The sequence below is a fragment of the Bacteroides stercoris ATCC 43183 genome (assembly GCF_025147325.1).
GTDB lineage: Bacteria > Bacteroidota > Bacteroidia > Bacteroidales > Bacteroidaceae > Bacteroides > Bacteroides stercoris.
In genome coordinates this window covers 881,682-902,927 of record NZ_CP102262.1, presented here as the reverse complement: position 1 = coordinate 902,927, position 21,246 = coordinate 881,682, and the positions used below count along the sequence as shown (strand labels likewise).

Here is a 21,246-nt window from a genome sequence, read left to right as displayed (position 1 = left end):
TATGATACAAATATACGCTCTTTATTACATATAATAAGTTTATTATTGTCCGATGAACATCCAAAAATATACATTTAAACAAACATAACCGCAAAATCCAAATAATAAATGAGAATCTTTGTACAAAATATCCTTATATTTGTGACTGAAACCTTAAAAATGACTCAACGTGCAGAAGCTTATCATCAGATTATTCTTTATTTTAGCGAGTGCGGCTTTCGCAAATGTGTATGGGCAGAACATAACCTTTAACCACCTTACCACCGACGACGGATTATCTCAGTTTTCCGTAAACAGCTTATATGTTGATGAAAACGGCATCCTATGGATTGGCACACGCGAAGGGTTGAACCGTTACAATGGAGACGATATACAGACCTACAAGCTACAGAAGAACAATCCCAACAGCCTTTTCTGCAATACCGTATCCCGCATTACGGGCAATCATAACGGGAAAATATATCTGCTCTGCACCGAAGGAGTGGCGGAATTCAACCTTGCCACCCAAAAATTCACTACGTTAATACAAGGCAATATCAACAGCATCTATTACAATGACGGACTTTTTATCGGCAAAAAGAATGAAATATACCGTTATAACGAGGAAACTGGAAATTTCGACCTTTACTATCAACTCCCGGACCGAAATCTGGAAATAGTCTGTATACACATCAATAAGGATGTACTATGGCTGGGAACAACAACCAACGGCGTATACTGCCTGAATATTGACAAAAAAGAACTGACGCATCCCATTCAGAAAGGAAATATTACCAGTTTTTATCAGGACAGCGAAAGTGAATTGTGGATTGGCAGTTGGGAAGAAGGACTGTTCCGTGTAAAAGCAGACGGAACAATAGAAAACTTCAAATACAATGCCAAAGACCCACACAGTCTCTCCTCCAATTTCGTCAGGGCCTGCTGTGAGGACAATTTGGGCAATATATGGATAGGTACTTTCAACGGATTAAACCGATACAATAAAATAACCGGATTATTCCAGAACCATACAGCCAATGACACACAAGCCGACGGGCTCACCCACTCTTCCATCTGGTGTATCGTAAAAGATAACCAAGGTACACTTTGGTTGGGAACCTATTTCGGCGGTGTCAACTACTTCAATCCGGAATATGAAATCTACACCCGTTATTCCTACTCTTCCAACGAGAAGAAAGGGCTGAGCAATCCGGTTGTAGGACGCACCATTGAGGATAGAGACGGCAATCTGTGGATAGGAACCGAAGGCGGCGGACTGAATTATTACAACCGCCGCACACGCGAATTCAAATGGTATCGCCCACAGGAAGGACGTAACAGCATTTCGCATAATAATGTAAAAGCGCTTTATTATGATGCCGATAAAGAAATTATATGGATAGGCACTCATTTGGGCGGTCTTAACAAACTGGATATACGCTCAGGGCATTTTACCCATTACCGCATGGAAGAAGGTAATCCTAACACTCTTCCATCAGACATTATCCGCGATATCATTCCCTACAAAAGCCTGCTGATTATAGCCACACAAAACGGAGTATGCCTCTTTGACCCCGCTAACGGACAATGCCAACAACTGTTCAAAGATAGCAAAGAAGGAAAATCCATTAAAATGGTAGCAGATGTCACATTCGATTCGGAGGGTACACTATGGATTGCTGCCACTGGAGAAGGAGTATTCAGTTATCGTTTTGACACCTGCAGACTGACAAACTACCGCCATGATGCCACCAACCCGAACAGTCTCAGCAATAACAATGTGAACAATATAACGCAAGATAGCAAAGGCAACCTGTGGTTCTCCACCTCGGGTAGCGGTCTGGACTTATATCGCCCCGCAACCAATGATTTTGAAAATTTCGACAAGGAAAGGAACGGTCTGGCCAGTGACTGCATTTATGAAACACAAGAATCTCCCAGCAGCGGCAAATTACTGCTCATCACCAACGAAGGATTCTCCATCTTTAACTACAAAAATAAGACTTTTAATAATTACAGTGCTGAAAACGGTTTCCCGTTGACAGCCGTCAACGAAAATGCACTCTGTGTCACCTGCGACGGTGAAATATTTCTGGGAGGCATACAAGGCATGATTTCTTTCCATGAAATGGAACTGAACTTTACCCCAAAACCTTATAAGATTATCCTCTCACGGCTCATCGTCAACGGTAGGGAAATCTCTGTAGGAGATAAAACCGGCATCTTGCAGCACTCTTTATGCCACACCGGAGAGATAACCCTCAATGCAGACCAAAGCATGTTCAGTATAGAGTTTGCCACATCCAATTACATACCTGCCAACAAAGACGATATTATTTACAGACTGGAAGGCTTTTCCAATGAATGGACAAGCACGCGAGGGCTGCATACCATTACTTACACCAATTTGAATGCAGGCACTTACACATTGCTCATCAAGCCGGAAGGAAAAGACGAAAACCTTTGTCCGCAAGCACAGCTCACCATTCATGTATTGCCGCCGTACTACAAAACAACACTTGCCTACTTCATATATATCATCATAACGGGAGCGGTTCTGTGGTATCTGATACGCGCCTACAAATCAAAAATCAAACTACGCGAATCTTTGAAATACGAACAGAAACATATTCAGGATGTAGAAGCGCTGAACCAATCCAAATTGCGCTTCTTCACCAACATCTCGCATGAGTTCCGCACTCCTCTGACTCTTATTGTGGCTCAGGTAGAAACCTTGCTGCAATTACAGAACTTCACACCTGCCATCTACAACAAGATATTGGGCATTTATAAAAACAGTATCCAGCTACGCGAGCTAATAACCGAATTACTCGACTTCCGCAAGCAGGAACAGGGCCATATGAAGATTAAAGTCAGTCCGCACAACATCGTGAATTTTCTGTATGAAAACTATCTGCTGTTCCTTGAATATGCCAGTGCCAAACAAATCAACTTCAATTTTGAAAAAGAGACTGACGAACTCGAAGTATGGTACGACCAGAAGCAAATGCAGAAAGTTATCAATAACCTCTTATCCAATGCTATCAAGCATACGGAAAAAGAAGATACCATTACGCTCAGTGTAAAGGAAGAACGGAATAACGTTATAATTTGTGTAAAAGATACGGGAAGCGGTATCGATGCAAAGGAGATAGATAAGATATTCGACCGCTTTTATCAGATAGAACCGACCGGTTCTACTGATGCCGGCAAGAGCGGCACTGGTATAGGACTGGCTTTGACCAAAGGTATTATAGAATTACATCATGGTTCCATCCGTGTAGAAAGCGAACTTGGCAAAGGTACAAGCTTTATCGTTACACTACGCTTGGGTAACGAATTCTTTACAGAAGAACAAATCAACCGGAATCCGGATTGCGTACATCAGATTGAAATTTCCAAATCCGAAGCAGATGCTTTCCTGAAAACCGAACTGGAAGAAAATGCTCCCATCAAACGTATTCCGGATGCCAAACTATTGATTGTAGAGGATAATGAGTCCATCCGCGAAATGCTTGCCAACATCTTCAAGCCATTCTATCAGATATTGATGGCAGCCAACGGAGAAGAAGGCTGGGAACTGGTACGCAGTGAAATGCCCTGCATTGTGGTAAGCGATGTGGTCATGCCCAAAATGTCGGGTACAGAACTATGCAAACTCATAAAAACGGATTTCAACACCTGCCATATCCCCGTAGTGTTATTGACTGCACGCACTGCCATTGAATCGAATATCGAAGGATTGCGGATCGGCGCGGACGATTACATAACCAAACCGTTCAATACAAACTTACTGATATCCCGCTGCAACAACCTGGTGAATTCACGCATCCTCTTACAGGAAAAATTCAGCAAGCAACCGCAAACGGCTGCACATATGCTTGCTACCAATCCGATTGACAAAGACATTCTGGACCGTGCCATGTCTATCATCGAACAACATCTGGACGACACAGAATTCAATGTCAATGTCTTTGCCAGAGAAATGGCAATGGCGCGCACCAACCTGTTCACCAAACTGAAGGCCATTACAGGACAAACCCCAAACGAATTTATACTGACTATCCGTTTGAAGAAAGGTGCTTTGATGTTGCGCAATAATCCGGAACTGAACATTACGGAAATTTCCGATAAGATAGGATTCAGTTCCTCACGCTACTTCAGCAAGTGCTTTAAGGACATCTATCATGTCAGCCCGCTGGCTTATCGCAAAGGAGAGGAAGCTGATAAAGACGAGGAAGAAGCAGTAAATGAAAAATAAGAATTCTGCACTTTTGTACTTTTTATGATTCCGTGTGTACTCTTTTATACACACAGACCGAAAGATAGCGCATATCTTTGGACTTGGAATAAAACTTTAAAGTCCAAAGGCTATGAAATATTTATCTAATCTTCTACCGTATCTTCCAAGTACGGTCCTTTTGATAGGATGTGGCAATCCGTCTAAACAAGAAGCCAAGAGTGACCAACCGCAAAAGCCTAATGTTATCTACCTGATCGCTGACGACTTGGGCATCGGCGACCTCAGCTGCTACGGTGCCACTAAAATAAGTACCCCGAATATAGACCGCCTTGCCGGTCAGGGTATGCAATTCACCAATGCATATGCCACCTCTTCCACAAGTACCCCTTCCCGCTTCGGACTGCTTACAGGTATGTATCCCTGGCGGCAAGAGAACACAGGCATTGCACCGGGTAACTCCGAACTGATTATTGATACAGCTTGTGTCACAATGGCCGATATGTTCAAGGAGGAAGGCTATTACACCGGAGCCGTCGGCAAATGGCATTTGGGATTAGGTCCTAAAGGTGGCACGGACTTCAATCGCGAAATCAGGCCGAATACTCAAGACATAGGCTTCAACTATGAATTTATCATTCCTGCCACAGTAGACAGGGTTCCTTGTGTGTTCGTAGAAAATGCCCATGTTGTAGGGCTTGATCCCCAAGATCCCATTACTGTCAGCTACCAGCACAAAGTGGGCGACTGGCCTACAGGACTTGAAAATCCTGAATTGGTAAAGATGAAACCCAGCCAGGGACATAATAATACCATTATCAACGGTATCCCCCGTATCGGTTGGATGACCGGTGGCAAATCTGCTCTTTGGGTGGATGAAGATATTGCAGATATCATTACCGGAAAAGCCAAAGATTTTATCGTTGCACATAAAAACGAACCTTTCTTCCTGTATATGGGTACACAAGATGTACACGTTCCCCGAGTCCCCCATCCGCGTTTTGCAGGGAAAAGCGGTTTAGGACCGCGTGGTGACGTTATTTTACAACTGGACTGGACAGTCGGCGAGATCATGCACACCCTCGATAGTCTGGATATTGCTGATAATACAATCTTCGTATTATGCAGCGACAACGGTCCCGTCATTGATGATGGTTATCAAGACCAGGCCTTTGAATTGCTGAACGGTCACACCCCCATGAAACATTACCGGGGCGGCAAGTATAGCGCATTCGATGCCGGAACCCGTATTCCATTTATCGTACGCTGGCCGAATGGTATCAAACCGGGCAAACAACAGGCTCCATTTTCCATGATTGATGTATATGCTTCATTTGCAGCCCTGCTGAATCATGAACTTCCTACAGGTGTTGCCCCTGACAGCCGCGACCAACTCAACAACTTCCTTGGCACGGATACCATCGGGTGCGACTATGTGGTACAACAGAATCTGAATAATACTCTATCCATCATTCAGAATAACTGGAAATACATCGAACCGAGTGACAAACCGGCTTTGGAACATTGGACTAAAATGGAAACGGGAAACAATCCCCAACCACAACTTTATGACTTATCTGTAGACCCTTCCGAAAAAGAAAATTTGGCTGGAACTCACCCTGATAAAGTAAAAGAGCTGGCTATTCTGCTGGAAAAAGTAAAAGCTGCAAAAACCAAGTAAATAAGGACTAAGCAGAGCACCGATTGTCCGCAGATAATGTACAATATCAGATTATTTGCGGACAATTAGTGAATATCTCTACCTTTATTAGCCTATACTTTTGCGAAGAGATTTTCCGATTTTGAACAAGACTGATAAAAGCCTTTTTTTAAATAACCAATTAAATTAATATTTATGAAACAGAAATCTAATCTATTCAAAACATTAGGTATTATGTTGCTCTTTGTGCTATTCGCCACACAAGCTAATGCACAAAACATTACAGTAACAGGTACAGTAAGTGACAATTTAGGTCCTGTGATTGGTGCTTCCATACAAGTGGAAGGAACCAGCAACGGATGTATTACAGACATTGACGGAAATTACACACTTCCCAACGTACCGTCCAATGCGACTCTCGTATTCTCGTATATCGGTTATCAGACCCAAAAAATAGCAGTAGCCGGCAAAACGCATATTAACGTAACGCTAAGTGAAGACAGTCAATTATTGCAAGAAGTGGTGGTAGTGGGCTATGGCGTTCAACGTAAAAGTGACTTGACCGGTGCCGTGGCTTCCGTAAAGACAGCCGATGCATTAAAAAGTACCCCGACAGGTAATGTATCCGATGCCTTGCAAGGACGTATGGCCGGTGTATCCGTACTCTCAGGTTCCGGTGACCCCAGCGGCGACAACACCATCCGCGTCCGTGGTATCAACTCTATTACGGCAGAAACAGGACCGCTTGTTGTAATTGACGGATTCATCGGTGGTTCTCTCCAGTCATTGAACCCTGCGGATATCGCCTCCATTGAGGTATTAAAAGACGCTTCAGCAACAGCCGTATACGGTTCACGCGGTGCCAATGGTGTTATCCTGGTAACAACCAAAAATCCTGAAAAGGATAAGCTAACTGTCTCTTTCAACGCATTTGCCAATATTAAAACCGTTGCCAAATACCCCGATAACCTCTCTCCGTACGAATATGCCAACTTGGTAAACGATTACGGTAAAGAATACTTTGGCTATGGCGATAATCATTTTTACAGCCCGGAACAACTCGAAGCATTCAAATCCGGCAAGGCAGGATATGACTATTCAAGAGAAATTTTCCGCAGCCCGGCAGTTACTCAGAACTATGAACTTTCCATTGCCGGTGGTGGTGAAAAAACAACGTTCTTAGCCTCTCTCCGTTATCAGGACGACCAAGGTATCATTAAAGAATCAGGAAGCCAAATCTACAGCTGGCGTTTAAAGGTAGATACCAAAATCAAGAAATGGCTGAAAGCAGGTTTGAATATATACGGTCACTATCGTGAAACAAGCAAACCCCGTATTACCGAATACGATGGCTTGATACAGCAAAGCATGTACTTTCCAAGTACCATCGAACCCAAAAACGAAGAAGGAGAATATAACAATAGCTTCTTCGATGGTGGCAAGGCATACAATCCTATGGGATACATCTGGGAATCCAGCAACTCTAACAAAACAATCAATAACCGCATACAGGGCTATGTCCAGTTCGATATTCTGGACGGTTTGAGTTTCCGCTCTCAACTAGGCGTGCTTTTTGATAACAGACTGAATACTTCGGTAGAAAACGAAGACAGTTATTATTCCTACAAAAACAGTCTGACTCAAGGACAGGCACGTAGCTATTGGAATACTTCATGGCTGAATACCAACACTTTGAGTTATGTAAAGGAATTCAATGAAAATCACCGTATCAATGCAACTGCCGTATTCGAGCAGTCTTATGACAACAACTACAACCATACCGGTACAGGATATAACTTAGACTATATCGACATGATCGGTGTCAATAATCTGGCATGGTCCGATTCAAACCTCGCAGCCATTGCATCCGACCGCAGCATCAATACCCTTATGTCAGGAATGTTACGTGTCAACTATGTATTCATGAACCGTTACATGCTTACCGCCTCTATCCGTGCCGATGGTTCCTCACGTCTGAAAGATAAATGGAGTTACTTCCCTTCTGCTGCATTGGCATGGGATTTGAAGCAAGAAAATTTCTTGAAAGAGAACAGTTTCATCGACCAACTGAAACTCCGTTTGGGATACGGCTCCGTAGGAAACCAAGCTGTAGAGGCTTACCGTATCTATTCCAAAATGACGCCTGTTACCGTTACTACTCCAAACGGGAGTTCTTCTACCGCCTATAAGATAGACCGACCGGCTGCTCCTTTCCTAAAATGGGAACGCAACGACCAGTTCAATGTCGGAGTTGATTTCGGTATTCTGAACGGTCGCGTACGCTTAACAGCAGACTGGTATAGCAAATTGTCAAAAGATATTTTGCTGGAAGTGGCACGTCCCTCACACATGGGATATACTGCCATCCTTGATAACGCAGGTGAAATCAAGAACACAGGTGTTGAGTTTACAATCAGTGCAGATCCTTTCAGTGATAAAGAATTCAGCTGGCACACAGACCTGACGTTATCTCACAACAAAGGTACGTTCAACAAGATTCCGACAGCCAACCACCGCCAACAACAGGCCGGAAACTTCCAAAACCAGATATTCCAAATGATTGAAGGAGAGAAGTTAGGTTCATTCTGGGGATACACATTCGCAGGAGTATGGCAGGAGGATGATGTAAATGCTCCATTCGTAGATGCCAATGGTCAAACAAACGGCAAAACCAACGGAGAAGTGTACAAAGTAAAACCGGGTAACTCCAAATATGTAGATGTCAACAAAGACGGCGTATACAATGATGCAGACCAAGGCATTATCGGATGCGGACAACCGACATTCAACTGGGGCTGGAACAATACATTCAATTACAAAAACTTTGACTTCTCGTTCTTCGTAGTAGGTTTCCATGGATTTGACATCTACAATGCCACTCACCAAATGGGATATAACCTGATTAAGAGCCAACAAATGGCAGGCGTAACCCCTATGCGCGAGTTGCTGAACCGTTGGACACCGACCAACACCAATACAGATATACCGGGATTCGTGAAAGGCGGAACTGAAAATAAAGACTTCTTCAGCACGCGTTTCGTTGAAAACGGAAGTTTCATCAAGATGAAAAGCATCACATTAGGTTATACTCTTCCTGAAGCAACCTGCCGTTCATTGGGTATCAACAACCTGCGTGTATATGCCTCCGTACAGAATCCGTTCCACATCACCAAATACTCCGGTCTGGACCCGGAAGCTACTATGGGTAGTCCTTTGGTACAAGGTGTTGATTGGGGAGCCTATCCTAACAGCCGCAATTATTTAATCGGTCTGAATTTCTCATTCTAATGAATAACCTACTTAAATAAGAACAACATGAAGAAATTAATATATTTAACAGCAGTTGCCGGAAGTTTATTACTGACGACCTCTTGCGTAGACCTCACACAAGAACCCGAATCCTTTATCACAGAAGAAGAATACTGGAATACGGTAGACCAAGCAAGCCTTGAAAAAGCGGCAGACGCCCTTTACAGCGATTTATGGCAAGGAAATTACGGATTCAACAGCCGTCTGCAACGCATCAATGTATGTGCGGATGATATTACCTACCGTGCAGCCAAGGCCAATAACGAACTGGCTTATTATAGCAGACTGACTCCGAATCTTACAGCTAATGATGCTGATTTCTCAACTACTTGGACCCTGTTCTATAAGGTCATCAGCAGTTCCAACAAAATTATCAAGGGAACTACTATCCCCACCAACGAAAAAGAAGCCAAAGCATTTAAAGAAGTATTGGGCGAAGCCTATTTCATGCGCGGTCTTTCCTATTTCTATCTGACCCGTCTGTATGGCGATGTGCCTTTATTACTGGAAAACGATGAGGCAACCATCACCATGCCGAGAACATCAGTTGCCGAAATATACGATAAAGCGATTATTCCCAGTCTGACTACAGCTACCGAATGGTTACCCAACAAAGGACGTAGCGGCAACAGCACTCCCTCAAAATGGGCCGCAAAAGCATGCTTGGCAGATGCTTATATGACAATGGCAGGATGGCCGTTAAACAAAGGAACCGAATATTACGGTCTGGCAGCAGCCCAAGCCAAAGAAATCATGGACAATAAGGCCCAAGCCGGTCTTGTACTGACAGCCGAATATTCCGATTTATGGAAAGAAGACAAGAAAACAGAAACCAACGAAGTAATGTTTGCCCTGCAGCATAGTGCCAAACATAAGATAGCAAGTAACTACGGTAAATCTTACTATCCGAGCGATTATTCTCCTAATGCAGGATGGGCAGACTATTACGGCAATGAAGATTTCTTCAAGGCGTATCCCAATGATGACCGCAAAGAATGGAACTATATGACAGAATGGAAAATAAAAAGCGGAGAGATTATCCCATATACCGAAAGTGCAGACAAACTTCCCGCCATCTCCAAGTACTATGATTATGACGAAGGAGCCCCCGGTAAAAGTGCACAATCAAACGGTATAACTTGTATTTACCGCTATGCAGAAGTTCTTTTAATGTACGCCGAAGCTTCTACCCGTGCTACAAACTCTGTGAACCAAGATGCCCTGAATGCTATCCAGGAGGTACAGAAACGCGCCGGTTATCAAAACAGGCAAATAGAACTGACCACAACAACCGAACCTGCCGCATTCTTAGCAGCCGTATCCAACGAACGAGGTTGGGAATTCTTTGCAGAAATGAAACGCTGGTTCGAACTGGTACGTTTGGAAAAAGTAAAAGAGGTACGTGCTGAAGAATGGGATGCTTCCACTTTCAACACAAATCACCATTACTATTTCCCGGTACCTTATCAACAGGTAGACCTTGCCGGTTGGACCAATAATGCAGGATATTAATATACCACAAAACTTCTAACCTTATTTTTATTATCAATAATCTGATAAACAGACCTTAATCAATTTAACATGTAAAGAGGGAAGGATCGTGAGATTCTTCTCTCTTTTTCTTATAAACAATATACCCGGTATACGAAAAACCTGTATCTTTGTTCACATCCAATTAACGCTATAACATTATCACATTCATGAAAAGATATAAGCTGATACTTTTCTTTAATATTTTCATTCTTCTAACAGCATCTGCGCAAAAAATAGAAAACCTGGTTGAGTTAAAGCAGCAGTCGGAAAACCGTTTGTTTCACCGCCTGGATAAAGCCCCACGCACACCTGCCTTTGCATCCGAAGGTTATTGGGTATGGGGCAGCTCAATAGTAAAGGGAGATGACGGTAAATATCACATGTTCGTATCCCGGTTTCCCCAAAAATTACCATTTCATCCGGGATGGATGGTCGCGTCTGAAATTGTACATGCTGTGTCCGATATACCGCAAGGACCTTATCGTTTCAGTGATATCGCACTTCCCGCACGCGGTGCACAGTATTGGGACGGGCGTTCTACACACAATCCGCGCATATTGAAACAAAACGGTAAATATTATCTCATTTATATGGGATCTACACACCCGTTTGCCGAACCGACATACGCGCAGCTCACCTTAGACAGCCCCTGGTGCACCGTTGCCCGCGCCAATAAGCGCATCGGACTGGCTGTAGCCGATTCTCCATATGGTCCCTGGAAACGTCTGGACGAACCGATACTCAAAACCCAACCGGGTACATTCTATAGTTTCCTTACCTCAAATCCTTCTCCAATCATACAGGAAGACGGTTCAGTTCTCATGATCTTCAAAGGCCGCCATTACACTAACAATTACGAACATTCGGCAATGAGTCTCGGAATAGCCTATGCTCCTGCAATAGAAGGTCCTTACCATGTATTGAACAACAATCAGCCTATCTTTGAAGTAAACGGACAAGGTGAAGCCGAAGACCCTTTCCTATGGAAAGACACCGAAGGCTATCACATCCTATTCAAAGACCATGTAGCCAAATTTACAGGAGAACGGGGCGGTGGTGTTATGGCACACTCTGAAAACGGTATCCAGTGGACAGTAGACAAGGCTCCCAAAGCCTATTCCCGTACCATAGAATGGGAAGACGGAAAAGTGGAGATGCAAGGGCAACTGGAACGCCCCTTTATTTTCTTTGAAAACGGCAAACCTACTTACATTTTCTTTGCCACTATGGATGGTCCCGGCGGATTCGAGAATGCATCACACTCTTGGAATATGGTTATTCCTATAAAAGATAAAGAATAAAAACGTATCTTTGCGGTTATGAACAAGAATTTATTGCCTATCCATTTCTCTCCTCTTCAAGGATATACAGATGCTGCTTACCGACAAGCACATGCTTGTATCTTCGGCGGTATCGACACCTATTATTCTCCTTTTGTACGTGTGGAACACGGTGAAATCCGCCGAAAAGACATACGCGATATAAACCCGGAAAACAATCGGAATATACACCTGATCCCCCAACTGATTGCCCCCCAACCAAGCACGTTGGAACAGATTGTATCCCTTTTTATCGAGCATAATTACCAGGAAGCAGACATCAATCTGGGGTGTCCTTTCCCCATGCTGGCCAAACGGCATAACGGAGCAGGAATGTTGCCGTATCCCGAAGAAATAAAAGAACTACTGACTGCTGCCACAGAAAAATATCCTCAAATCCGTTTCTCAGTCAAGCTCAGATTAGGCTGGGAAAACGCCAATGAATGCCTTGCACTCCTACCGTTACTGAACACACTTCCCCTATCCCACATCATCCTGCATCCGCGTTTAGGGAAACAGCAATATAAAGGAGAGGTAGATTTAAACGGATTTGAGGCTTTTTATCATGGATGCGATAAACCCTTGTTGTATAATGGAGACCTGCATACAATAGAAGATATACAGACCGTTACCGAACGTTTTCCGAGATTGGCAGGAGTTGTAATAGGGCGCGGTCTGCTTGCCAATCCGGCTTTAGCTTGGGAATACCAACAAAACAGAAAGCTGTCTCCTGATGAAATGCTATCCAAAGTAAAACAGCTACATACAGCGATATACAACAGCTATGAAGAACAGTTACAAGGCGGTGAAACACAGTTATTGATGAAAATGAAGAACTTTTGGGAATATCTGCTACCCAACGGTAACCGTAAAGCTAAAAAAACTATACATAAAACCAGTAAACTAACCAATTACCGGATAGCAGTAAACGATTTGCTATCTTCATACCAATAAGAATAAAAACAGAGAAAGAAAGTGTGTCAAAATGCTTTTCGGTCATTATCGGCCTAACGTCTTCCAACGATGATTTAATACCAGAAATGAAAGAACATTCTAAGCAAAGTTAATGACAGGATGTAAGATTATCAGCATTTAACACACTTTCCGATTTACATATCCGGAATTAAATGCACCTCAGGACGTATTTGAACTACATGATGCAGTTTCATCCACTCATTCAAATAAGCACGATGTTGTAAGAGAATTTGCCGATACTTTTTCTCTATAGCCAAGTTCCTCATTTCTCCGCGGTCATTCACCATGTCATAAAGCTGCTCACGATACAACCCTTTATCATACAATACATATTTATAACGCGGAGTACGCAAGGCCCAACCTCGGGCAACTCCTTTATCAAATGTAGTCTCACTGACAATATAAGGCTGGTGTACCTGTTGAGGATCAGCTTTTTCCACCAAAGGCCTAAAAGAGACGCCATGTAAACCTCCAGGAAGGGAAATTCCCGCCCAGTCACATACGGAAGCAAAGAAATCGACACCTTCATTAATAAGTTGGGGCATTTCTTTGCCGGCATTCTTCTTTCCGGGAAGGGTAACTATCAAAGGTACATTCACTACTTCTTCATATAAAGCCGATTTCTGGTTCCAATGATGCGCACCCATACCATCACCATGATCGCTTGTAAAGATAACTACCGTATTCTTCCACAAATCCTGTTTATCAATTGCATCGACAATCTTACCAATCTCAGCATCCACCTTTTCCACCAGCCGGAAGTAAAGGCTGCGATAACGCCGCCAATCATCAGGAGAATAATGACGGGTGGGATAAGCCGAATAGTTCAATGTCTGTTCATAATCTATTACATCGGCATCATAAGGATTACGGGCAAAATTTGAAGGAAGTCCGGGCCATTCATCTTGAGGAAGTTCGGGCAAATTGCCAAATGGCAAGTTCTGACTGCGCGCATACTCACAGATATTATGGGGATTATCAAAACCCACTACAAGAAAAAAGGGTTTGGAATGTTTCTGCTCAAGGAAAGCAACGGAAGCTTCAGCCAAGCCATTATCATTATGCGGATGAATGGTAGAAAAGCCGAACTCACCATCGGGCATGGAAGGGGTATGTACATGCCATTTTCCACCATAAGCACACTCATAACCGGCACGTTGCATTAACCAGCCTAAACTGGCAGTACGCAAAGAATCGGCCATAGGAACGTTGTTTCGGGAGAGTCCGACTTCGTGGGAAGTATGTCCTGTAAACATGGATGCCCTGGAAGGACCGCTTAACGGAGCGGAGCAATAAGCATTTTTAAATAAAATACCTGCCTGTGCCAAACGATCCATATTCGGCGTGTGTACATCTGTATTTCCCATACAACTCATGGCAGAAGCTGTCTGCTGGTCGGTTACAATATAAATAATATTAGGCAGCTCCTTTGCCCCCAATAAAGAGGGGGCAAAGGCAGTTGCACAAAACATGATATTCTTTAATTCCGTCATGACAAAAAAGATTTAATCAAAACCTATTTACGCAACAACTCTACATCAAAGCTTGCAGCATCCTTACACGTAAAACGCAACACTGTTTGTTTCTTATCTGCCGAAACAAGTTTGCAATACGGTGTTTCCGCTACTTTCCACCAACCTTTCAATGTAACAGTCACGGGAATTTCTCCACTCTCGTTATCAATCCACGGACGAGAATAGATACTCCGTTCAATCCGCTTTCCATCCTTATCAAAAGCCTCATCACTCGGACCGCGGTACAATGCCAAATCCGGCTGGGAAACAGTCAGTAACAGTTTGCCTCTATCTTCACGAATCATAACCAGACAGGAAGTATCCGCCTTCTGTAACAGACCGTCTGCAGGAAGCGTCTGAGGAGTTTCAAACAAAACATAAGAGGTAAGATTATCCGTCAAAGAACGGACTATGTGGGCATTACGATCCTGCTGAAGAACTTTATAGGAAGGCTTCTTCGCAAATGCTTTCAGGGAAACAGCGTCCGTACGGGGCAATACGGCATATTCATAAGAAGCGCCTCTCGGAGCCTTACCATGTTGCAGCGTCAAGGAAACCCAATCGCCCGAAGTCGGCTTTGTACTTCGTTCACCGACTGTAACCTGCGGGAAATTCTTTTCATATTTCGCACTTCTCATAGAGGATTTGGAAAGATAGTACCCTACCCCATTCGGATCGATATAAGTCTGTCCGTCACTCTTGTAACCATCCCAGTATTTATGATTCTCAGGAGTAATGGCTGCTAATTGGAAAACAGTCGTCTCGGTAGGATACTCTGTATTCGCATTCTCAATGTCCGTACCTAAACATACTATCGTACCGTCAAAGAAGTGGAAAGACTTACGGGCACGGTGAGAGCCGTTATATTTGTCATGCTCATGCAGCTTCATACCGAAGTTACCATTCAGGCGGGCCTGGGACAGCCCACCGGCAAAGGCCTCATCGGAATAAAGCATTTCTTCCATACCTGAGTAAACATCCACATTCAATACCTTGGCGCGCAATTGCTCAAAAGGCAGATGAATACTCGTCACTCCCGGAATGCGATTCCAGTCGAAGCCGTTTTCTTGCCAGCCACTAGTAGTAAAAGTCACCATTTCATCGGGTTTACCCGTTAATATCTGCATACTGCCATGTGCCAGATAACGGCCGTAGAAATTGGCGGGAAGATAGTGTTCGGCAGCCCACAGATAACGGGAATGTCCACGCACTACAGCCGCCCAATTATCCCGACGCTGTACGGAAACACAACCGTAGCCCAATGCAAGGTTGCCTTGCGGATCGGGTTCGGGGCGGAATCCCTGTGCTTCAAGCAGTTTCTTCATCTCCAACTCTTGACGAGTGGAAGCCTTCGGAAGATAATCAGGAGCATCTTCATCGGGCCTATTGACATAAGCCATCAAACGCAGATAAGCAGCAGCCATGTCGGCATCATATTCCTGCTTACCGTCCGGTGTTCCTGCAATAGCCATAGTAGCATATTGAATGGGAATCAGTTCTCCTTTTCCGTTAGGATGACGACCTGACATGGAAAGAGACCATTGCTTCAAATTACAATAAAACCGCATCGTGAGCAGCACGTTCTTAACAGTGGAATGCGCCAGTTCAGACACCTTGAACTCTGTTCCGCTCAATAAATAAATCATATTCGTGGCTCCATCCAACCCACCGACAGCATAAGCGGGATAGTTATTACGATGATGAAAACAAGCTCCATCTTTCTTGAAAGAACCCGACAAGCCTTGAGCCGGACGGCATCCATAATCCAACCAACGCGAGAAAGAACGCAGATATTGCAGCTTTTCCGGAGTATCCTCCATAATCAGGATACTGGCCATACGTCCCTGGGTCTGCGTATTGAAAGAATCTATATCTATACCGTTTACGGTAGGTTTAGGATAAACCTCGTTAGTGATGGCATACCAGCGCAGCGTGCGTTCGGCTTCATTCAGCTTGCCGGCTTCATTCAGTACCTCCTTCATCAGGAAATAGGCTACATAGAGTCCGCGCATACTGTAACCGTAATGATGGATGTTTCCCCAACAACTGCCGTAAGCCACACCTTGGTCGGTAATATGGTCGTACATGGCAAGGAACTTTTGCTTCAATTCATCCTGCGCAGCAACATCCGCTGCATTGTTATAGGCTATGGCAATACGTTTCATCAGTTTGAAATACTTGTCCATTTCCATACCCAGCTTGGTAAACATATCCTTATCCCAATTCGGTATCATACGTTCGTAAGCTTCCGCCTGACGCACCATGAAGATAGGCAGACCGCTCACTTTCCCGTTTTTGTACGTAATCTTATAGTAGTCATACTGTTTACGGATAGCCGTCATTTCCTTATCTGACAACTTTCCGGGTGTATAGAGCATATCCCTGAAGCGTTTTTCTATTTTCCGCATTTCCTGTTTCTGCGTTTCGCTAACGGCAGTCAAGGGTATATCCGGCTTCCACAAAGAATGTTCGTAAATAACAAGCCAATGATTGGTAGTTCCCTTATTCACAAACGGAACTTGCACGTCAGCCGTCTGCTGGCGGGCATCCACCTTACTGGCGGGTATAATATGATCTAAATATAACTTCCCTTTTGTATCGGGAGCAATAATACGGATTTCATTCATCCCCTCTTCCGGCGTCCCCACCATATCACGTTCATAGCACACCCATGCTGCACGCCAACCGGTAAAGTTGATTCCAAATGGGAAAGAAGTGCATTTCTTTCCATCTTTTAAAAATTCAAACTCTATTTTCTTGTCCTGTGCTTGCTCATTGTACACCCATACAATGAAAGCGGAAAGATAGGTATCTTTTCCGGTAGGGTCTTTTTTCTCGAACTTCAAATCCTTTTTGATAGAAAGCACAGCCCCCGGATTAAATGTCCAACTCAAGCTCTGCAAACCATCTTTATAATGTTCATCACTGATTTCCAAACGGGAATCCGTTCCCGAAATAAATACCGGTATTTGCGGGTCTTCAAAAGAAAGCAGTTTGTCATTCTTCACTACCTGGGCTTCTGCACTTACCGGTAACAAAGTCCCGAGGAGCATCCCTACTCCCATTGTCCATTTACTAAATTGCATCATATTTATTTACTTAAGGTTATTTATATGTTTCATTTTAGATACCCAACATCTCCTCCGCGTAAGTGAATCTTATAATTAAGTATTGTACAAAGAAAAAACTCTTTCAAAAAAAAGAGTGACATAAATCGTACAGAAGAGGTCTAAAAATGTCATAAGCCCTTATATCATACCTCAGACAACAAGCTGAAACAGAAAAAGAGTTGTCACTCCCATTTGTCTGTATCATATTAATTTACATATTATTGATTAGGAAGAAATAGCGGAAATACATTGGATACGGCTCTTTACGGGCCTGCGATAGAAATAAAATCTCGTATTGTTTATTATGCATTTTACACATATATTTGCGGTCAATATAAGATATAAGAAATTTATATCCGTAGTTTTTTTAACCTTAATTAGTTGTTTTATGAGAAAAAAGCAAGACCCGATTTCTCTACCCAAGAGAATTGTATTGGGAACATCCTTGATTTTAGCTTCTACCTACACTGTTGCATGGGCCGGCAATACCCAGAACGAAACGCCTCATCATCATGCAATAGAAAGTATTACTCAAGTAAAAACTGTGACAGGAGTCGTAACGGACCAGTACGGACCGGTTATCGGTGCCAATGTACATGTAAAAGGGAGTACTACTGGTACAATCACAGACATCGATGGTAAATTTTCAATTGAAGTTCCGGTTAACTCTGTCTTGGAAATTTCGTACATCGGTTTTCTTACCGAGGAAATTCAAATTACCGGAACAACCAAAAATCTGAATATCCATCTGAAAGAAGACTCCGAGACCTTGGAAGAAGTAGTGGTAGTGGGTTATGGTACTCAAAAAAAAGTAAACATGTCAGGGTCTGTTTCTTCTGTAAATGTAGGAGAACTGACAGAAAGCCGTCCCATTACCAATGTATCACAAGCTTTGGCCGGTGTAGCAGCAGGTGTGAGCGTTATGAGCGGCAGCAACCAACCAGGTAATGACAATGCTACTATAACAGTACGAGGACAAGGTACCTTGAACGAATCGGCTCCCCTGGTCATCATTGATGGTGCGGAAGCCGGCATCAATACGGTCAATCCTCAGGATATTGAATCTATATCTATCCTGAAAGATGCCGCCTCTGCGGCTATCTACGGTTCACGGGCGGCCAATGGTGTTATCTTAATTACCACCAAGCAAGGCAAGGCGGGAAGTATCCATATAGACTATAACGGCTACATATCTTGTACTTCAACCACCATTCCCCACCACATGGATCCGGTATCCAACTATGCCGATTACATGGAACTGATTAACGAAGGATATGAGCAGTCTGGCATGGCAAAGCCCTTTAAGGACCAGGCTCTTATTGAAGAATGGCGTGCTGATGCAGGAAAAAATCCGTTGAAATATCCCAATACCAACTGGCTGGAAGAAACCTTTAAATCCTCCGTTGCACACAATCATGTTATTTCCATGAACGGTGGTAGTGAAAAAATTAAATTCTACTCATCTTTCGGCTATCAAAACAATCCGGGTGTAATGGAAAACACCGGTTTTGAGAAATATAATGCCCGTCTGAATGTCTCTGCCGATGTTAAAAAATGGCTGAATCTGGCCGCTCAAGTCAGTGGCTACGTTTCCAACATGGATCCTGCAGCCAAGTATCAAAGTGAAGGAAGTACAGTAAGCGATGTATTTAAATTTGCCTCAGCCACCACTCCGGGTATGGTATTCCGTGCTCCCGACGGACGCTACGGTGCTATGAACAACTCGGAAGACTCTTCCCAATCAGCCAACAACAATCCATTGCTTCGTCTGAACTCCGTGGACGGTAACATTCACAAGACCAATGTACGAAGCCGCTTTATAGCAACACTCAAACCATTCAAGGGTTTTACCCTGACAGGCTCCTACTCCTATGAGTTTGTAGATGAAGAGCGAAGCAGCAAACCGGTCTTCCTTGAAGGTTGGGACTTCAGAAATGAAATAGTAACTTTCACCAATAAGAAGAAAAGCAGCATCATGAACTACGACGGAAAGATAGACCGATTCTTCAATGATGTAGTAGCCCGTTATGAAACTCGCCTGATAAACGATGCGTTAGGTATCAATGCAATGTTGGGTGCCAGCCAGGAAAAATACCGTTCACACAATTTTAAAGCTACTAAATATGATATGATAGATACCAGCCTTGGAGTACTTAATGGTGCTATCGGTGATGCATCTGCCAGTGGAAGCAGTGCAGAATGGGCCATGCGTTCTTTCTTCGGTCGTGTCAACTTGGATTGGCAACAGAAGTATTTGCTGGAAATCAATTTGAGAGCCGACCAATCTTCCCGCTTCCTCAAATCCAAACGTACCGGATACTTTCCTTCCGCATCTTTTGCATGGCGTTTAGAACAGGAAAAATTCATGGAAGGATTAAGAGACAAAGGATTGAGCACACTGAAGCTGCGTTTGTCTTACGGTTCGTTAGGCAACAATGCAGTGGGCAACTATGATGCCCTGGCTTTATATGCCAACAAAAACGATGACGGTGCTTTCAACTACAGTCTGAACAATTTAGTGGCATTAGGTCTGGCACAAGCCCGTATTGCCAATCCTAATTTAACCTGGGAGTCAACTTATATGACCAATGTAGGTATTGATTTCGGGCTATTCAACAATCGTCTGACCGGTACAATGGATTACTTCCACAAGAAAACCAAAGATATCCTCATCAATCTCCCCGCACCTGCCGTACACGGTATCGCATCCATTCCCAAACAAAATAGTGCAGAGGTGTGGAACCAAGGTGTGGAACTTACACTGGGTTGGCAAGATAAAATAGGAGATTTCTCCTACTCGGTAAACGGAAACTTTACTTATGTAAAGAATGAAGTGACCAAATATAAAGGCAAAGACAAAGGTGGCATTACCTACAGCGGCGCTAATATCATTTGGGAAGGACATGCTATCAATTCACAATACCTGTTGCGTTGCGACCGCATCATCCAAACCGATGAAGATTTGGCATTGGTACAGCAAATGATAGACAATGCTCCGGTGGTAGACGGCAAAAAAGTTGATCCGTTCGCAGCTTTCGGTACTCCGCAAAAAGGTGACTTGCTTTACAAAGACATCAATCAGGACGGTATTATCGATATGGATGACCGCGAAATCGTAAGCGATGGCCCGAACCCAAAATTCCAATTTGGTCTGAATCTGAATGCTTCTTATAAGGGGATTGATTTTGCCATGCTGCTGCAAGGGCAAGCCGGTGCTAAAATTTACTGGCAAAATGATTTGGCCAATACCCCCAGTGTACGCCACGGCTATCAACTGAACAAGGAAGTGGCAGACGGCAGATGGTACGAAGGCAGAACAGATGCAACCTATCCGCGCCTGCTGGAATACCAAGACCAAAGAAACAAACAAATGAGCGACTTCTACCTGGAGAATCTGGCTTATCTGAAAATACGTAATATCCAACTGGGGTATACGCTTCCAGCCAAATTAACCAAGAAAATTTCATTAGAACGTCTTCGCTTCTACGGTAGTTTGGAGAACTTCTTCACTTTCACCTCTTTCAGAGGCTTCGATCCTGAAATAGGAGGAAGCATTGACTATCCTGCCATGAAAAATGTAGTATTCGGCATTAACCTTAGCTTTTAA

Annotated in this window: 9 protein-coding genes; 7 read left to right on the top strand and 2 right to left on the bottom strand. The window is 43.6% G+C overall.

What is annotated here, in order from left to right:
• Positions 1–169: 169 nt before the first annotated feature.
• The 6 genes from NQ565_RS03775 (at position 170) to NQ565_RS03750 (ending at position 12,994) form a co-directional block, all read left to right on the top strand.
• Entirely contained in the window at positions 170–4,240 is a 4,071-nt protein-coding gene (locus tag NQ565_RS03775) for a hybrid sensor histidine kinase/response regulator transcription factor (protein ID WP_005655910.1), read from the top strand.
• Positions 4,241–4,352: 112 nt separating this feature from the next.
• The gene (locus NQ565_RS03770) at positions 4,353–5,900 is read left to right on the top strand and encodes a sulfatase family protein (RefSeq protein WP_005655908.1); all 1,548 of its coding nucleotides are present in this window, start codon (positions 4,353–4,355) and stop codon (positions 5,898–5,900) included.
• A 174-nt stretch (positions 5,901–6,074) separates the two neighbouring features.
• Positions 6,075–9,167 carry a SusC/RagA family TonB-linked outer membrane protein gene (locus NQ565_RS03765; RefSeq protein ID WP_005655907.1) on the top strand — a complete coding sequence of 1,031 codons (3,093 nt, stop codon included), beginning with the start codon at positions 6,075–6,077 and terminating at the stop codon, positions 9,165–9,167.
• A 27-nt stretch (positions 9,168–9,194) separates the two neighbouring features.
• On the top strand, positions 9,195–10,700 hold the full coding sequence (locus tag NQ565_RS03760) for a RagB/SusD family nutrient uptake outer membrane protein (protein ID WP_005655905.1): 1,506 nt from the start codon (positions 9,195–9,197) through the stop codon (positions 10,698–10,700).
• Positions 10,701–10,888: 188 nt separating this feature from the next.
• On the top strand, positions 10,889–12,022 hold the full coding sequence (locus NQ565_RS03755) for a glycoside hydrolase family protein (protein ID WP_005655904.1): 1,134 nt from the start codon (positions 10,889–10,891) through the stop codon (positions 12,020–12,022).
• 18 nt (positions 12,023–12,040) lie between these two features.
• The gene (locus tag NQ565_RS03750) at positions 12,041–12,994 is read left to right on the top strand and encodes a tRNA-dihydrouridine synthase family protein (protein WP_005655902.1); all 954 of its coding nucleotides are present in this window, start codon (positions 12,041–12,043) and stop codon (positions 12,992–12,994) included.
• A gap of 155 nt (positions 12,995–13,149) precedes the next feature.
• Here NQ565_RS03750 and NQ565_RS03745 read toward each other — a convergent pair whose 3' ends face one another.
• Positions 13,150–14,508: a sulfatase family protein gene (locus tag NQ565_RS03745; protein ID WP_005655901.1), complete on the bottom strand. Its 1,359-nt coding sequence runs from the start codon at positions 14,506–14,508 to the stop codon at positions 13,150–13,152.
• A gap of 23 nt (positions 14,509–14,531) precedes the next feature.
• Positions 14,532–17,618: a chondroitinase family polysaccharide lyase gene (locus tag NQ565_RS03740; protein ID WP_005655900.1), complete on the bottom strand. Its 3,087-nt coding sequence runs from the start codon at positions 17,616–17,618 to the stop codon at positions 14,532–14,534.
• A 409-nt stretch (positions 17,619–18,027) separates the two neighbouring features.
• Here NQ565_RS03740 and NQ565_RS03735 point away from each other — a divergent pair, with 409 nt between their 5' ends.
• The gene (locus NQ565_RS03735; protein WP_005655899.1) at positions 18,028–21,246 is read left to right on the top strand and encodes a SusC/RagA family TonB-linked outer membrane protein; all 3,219 of its coding nucleotides are present in this window, start codon (positions 18,028–18,030) and stop codon (positions 21,244–21,246) included.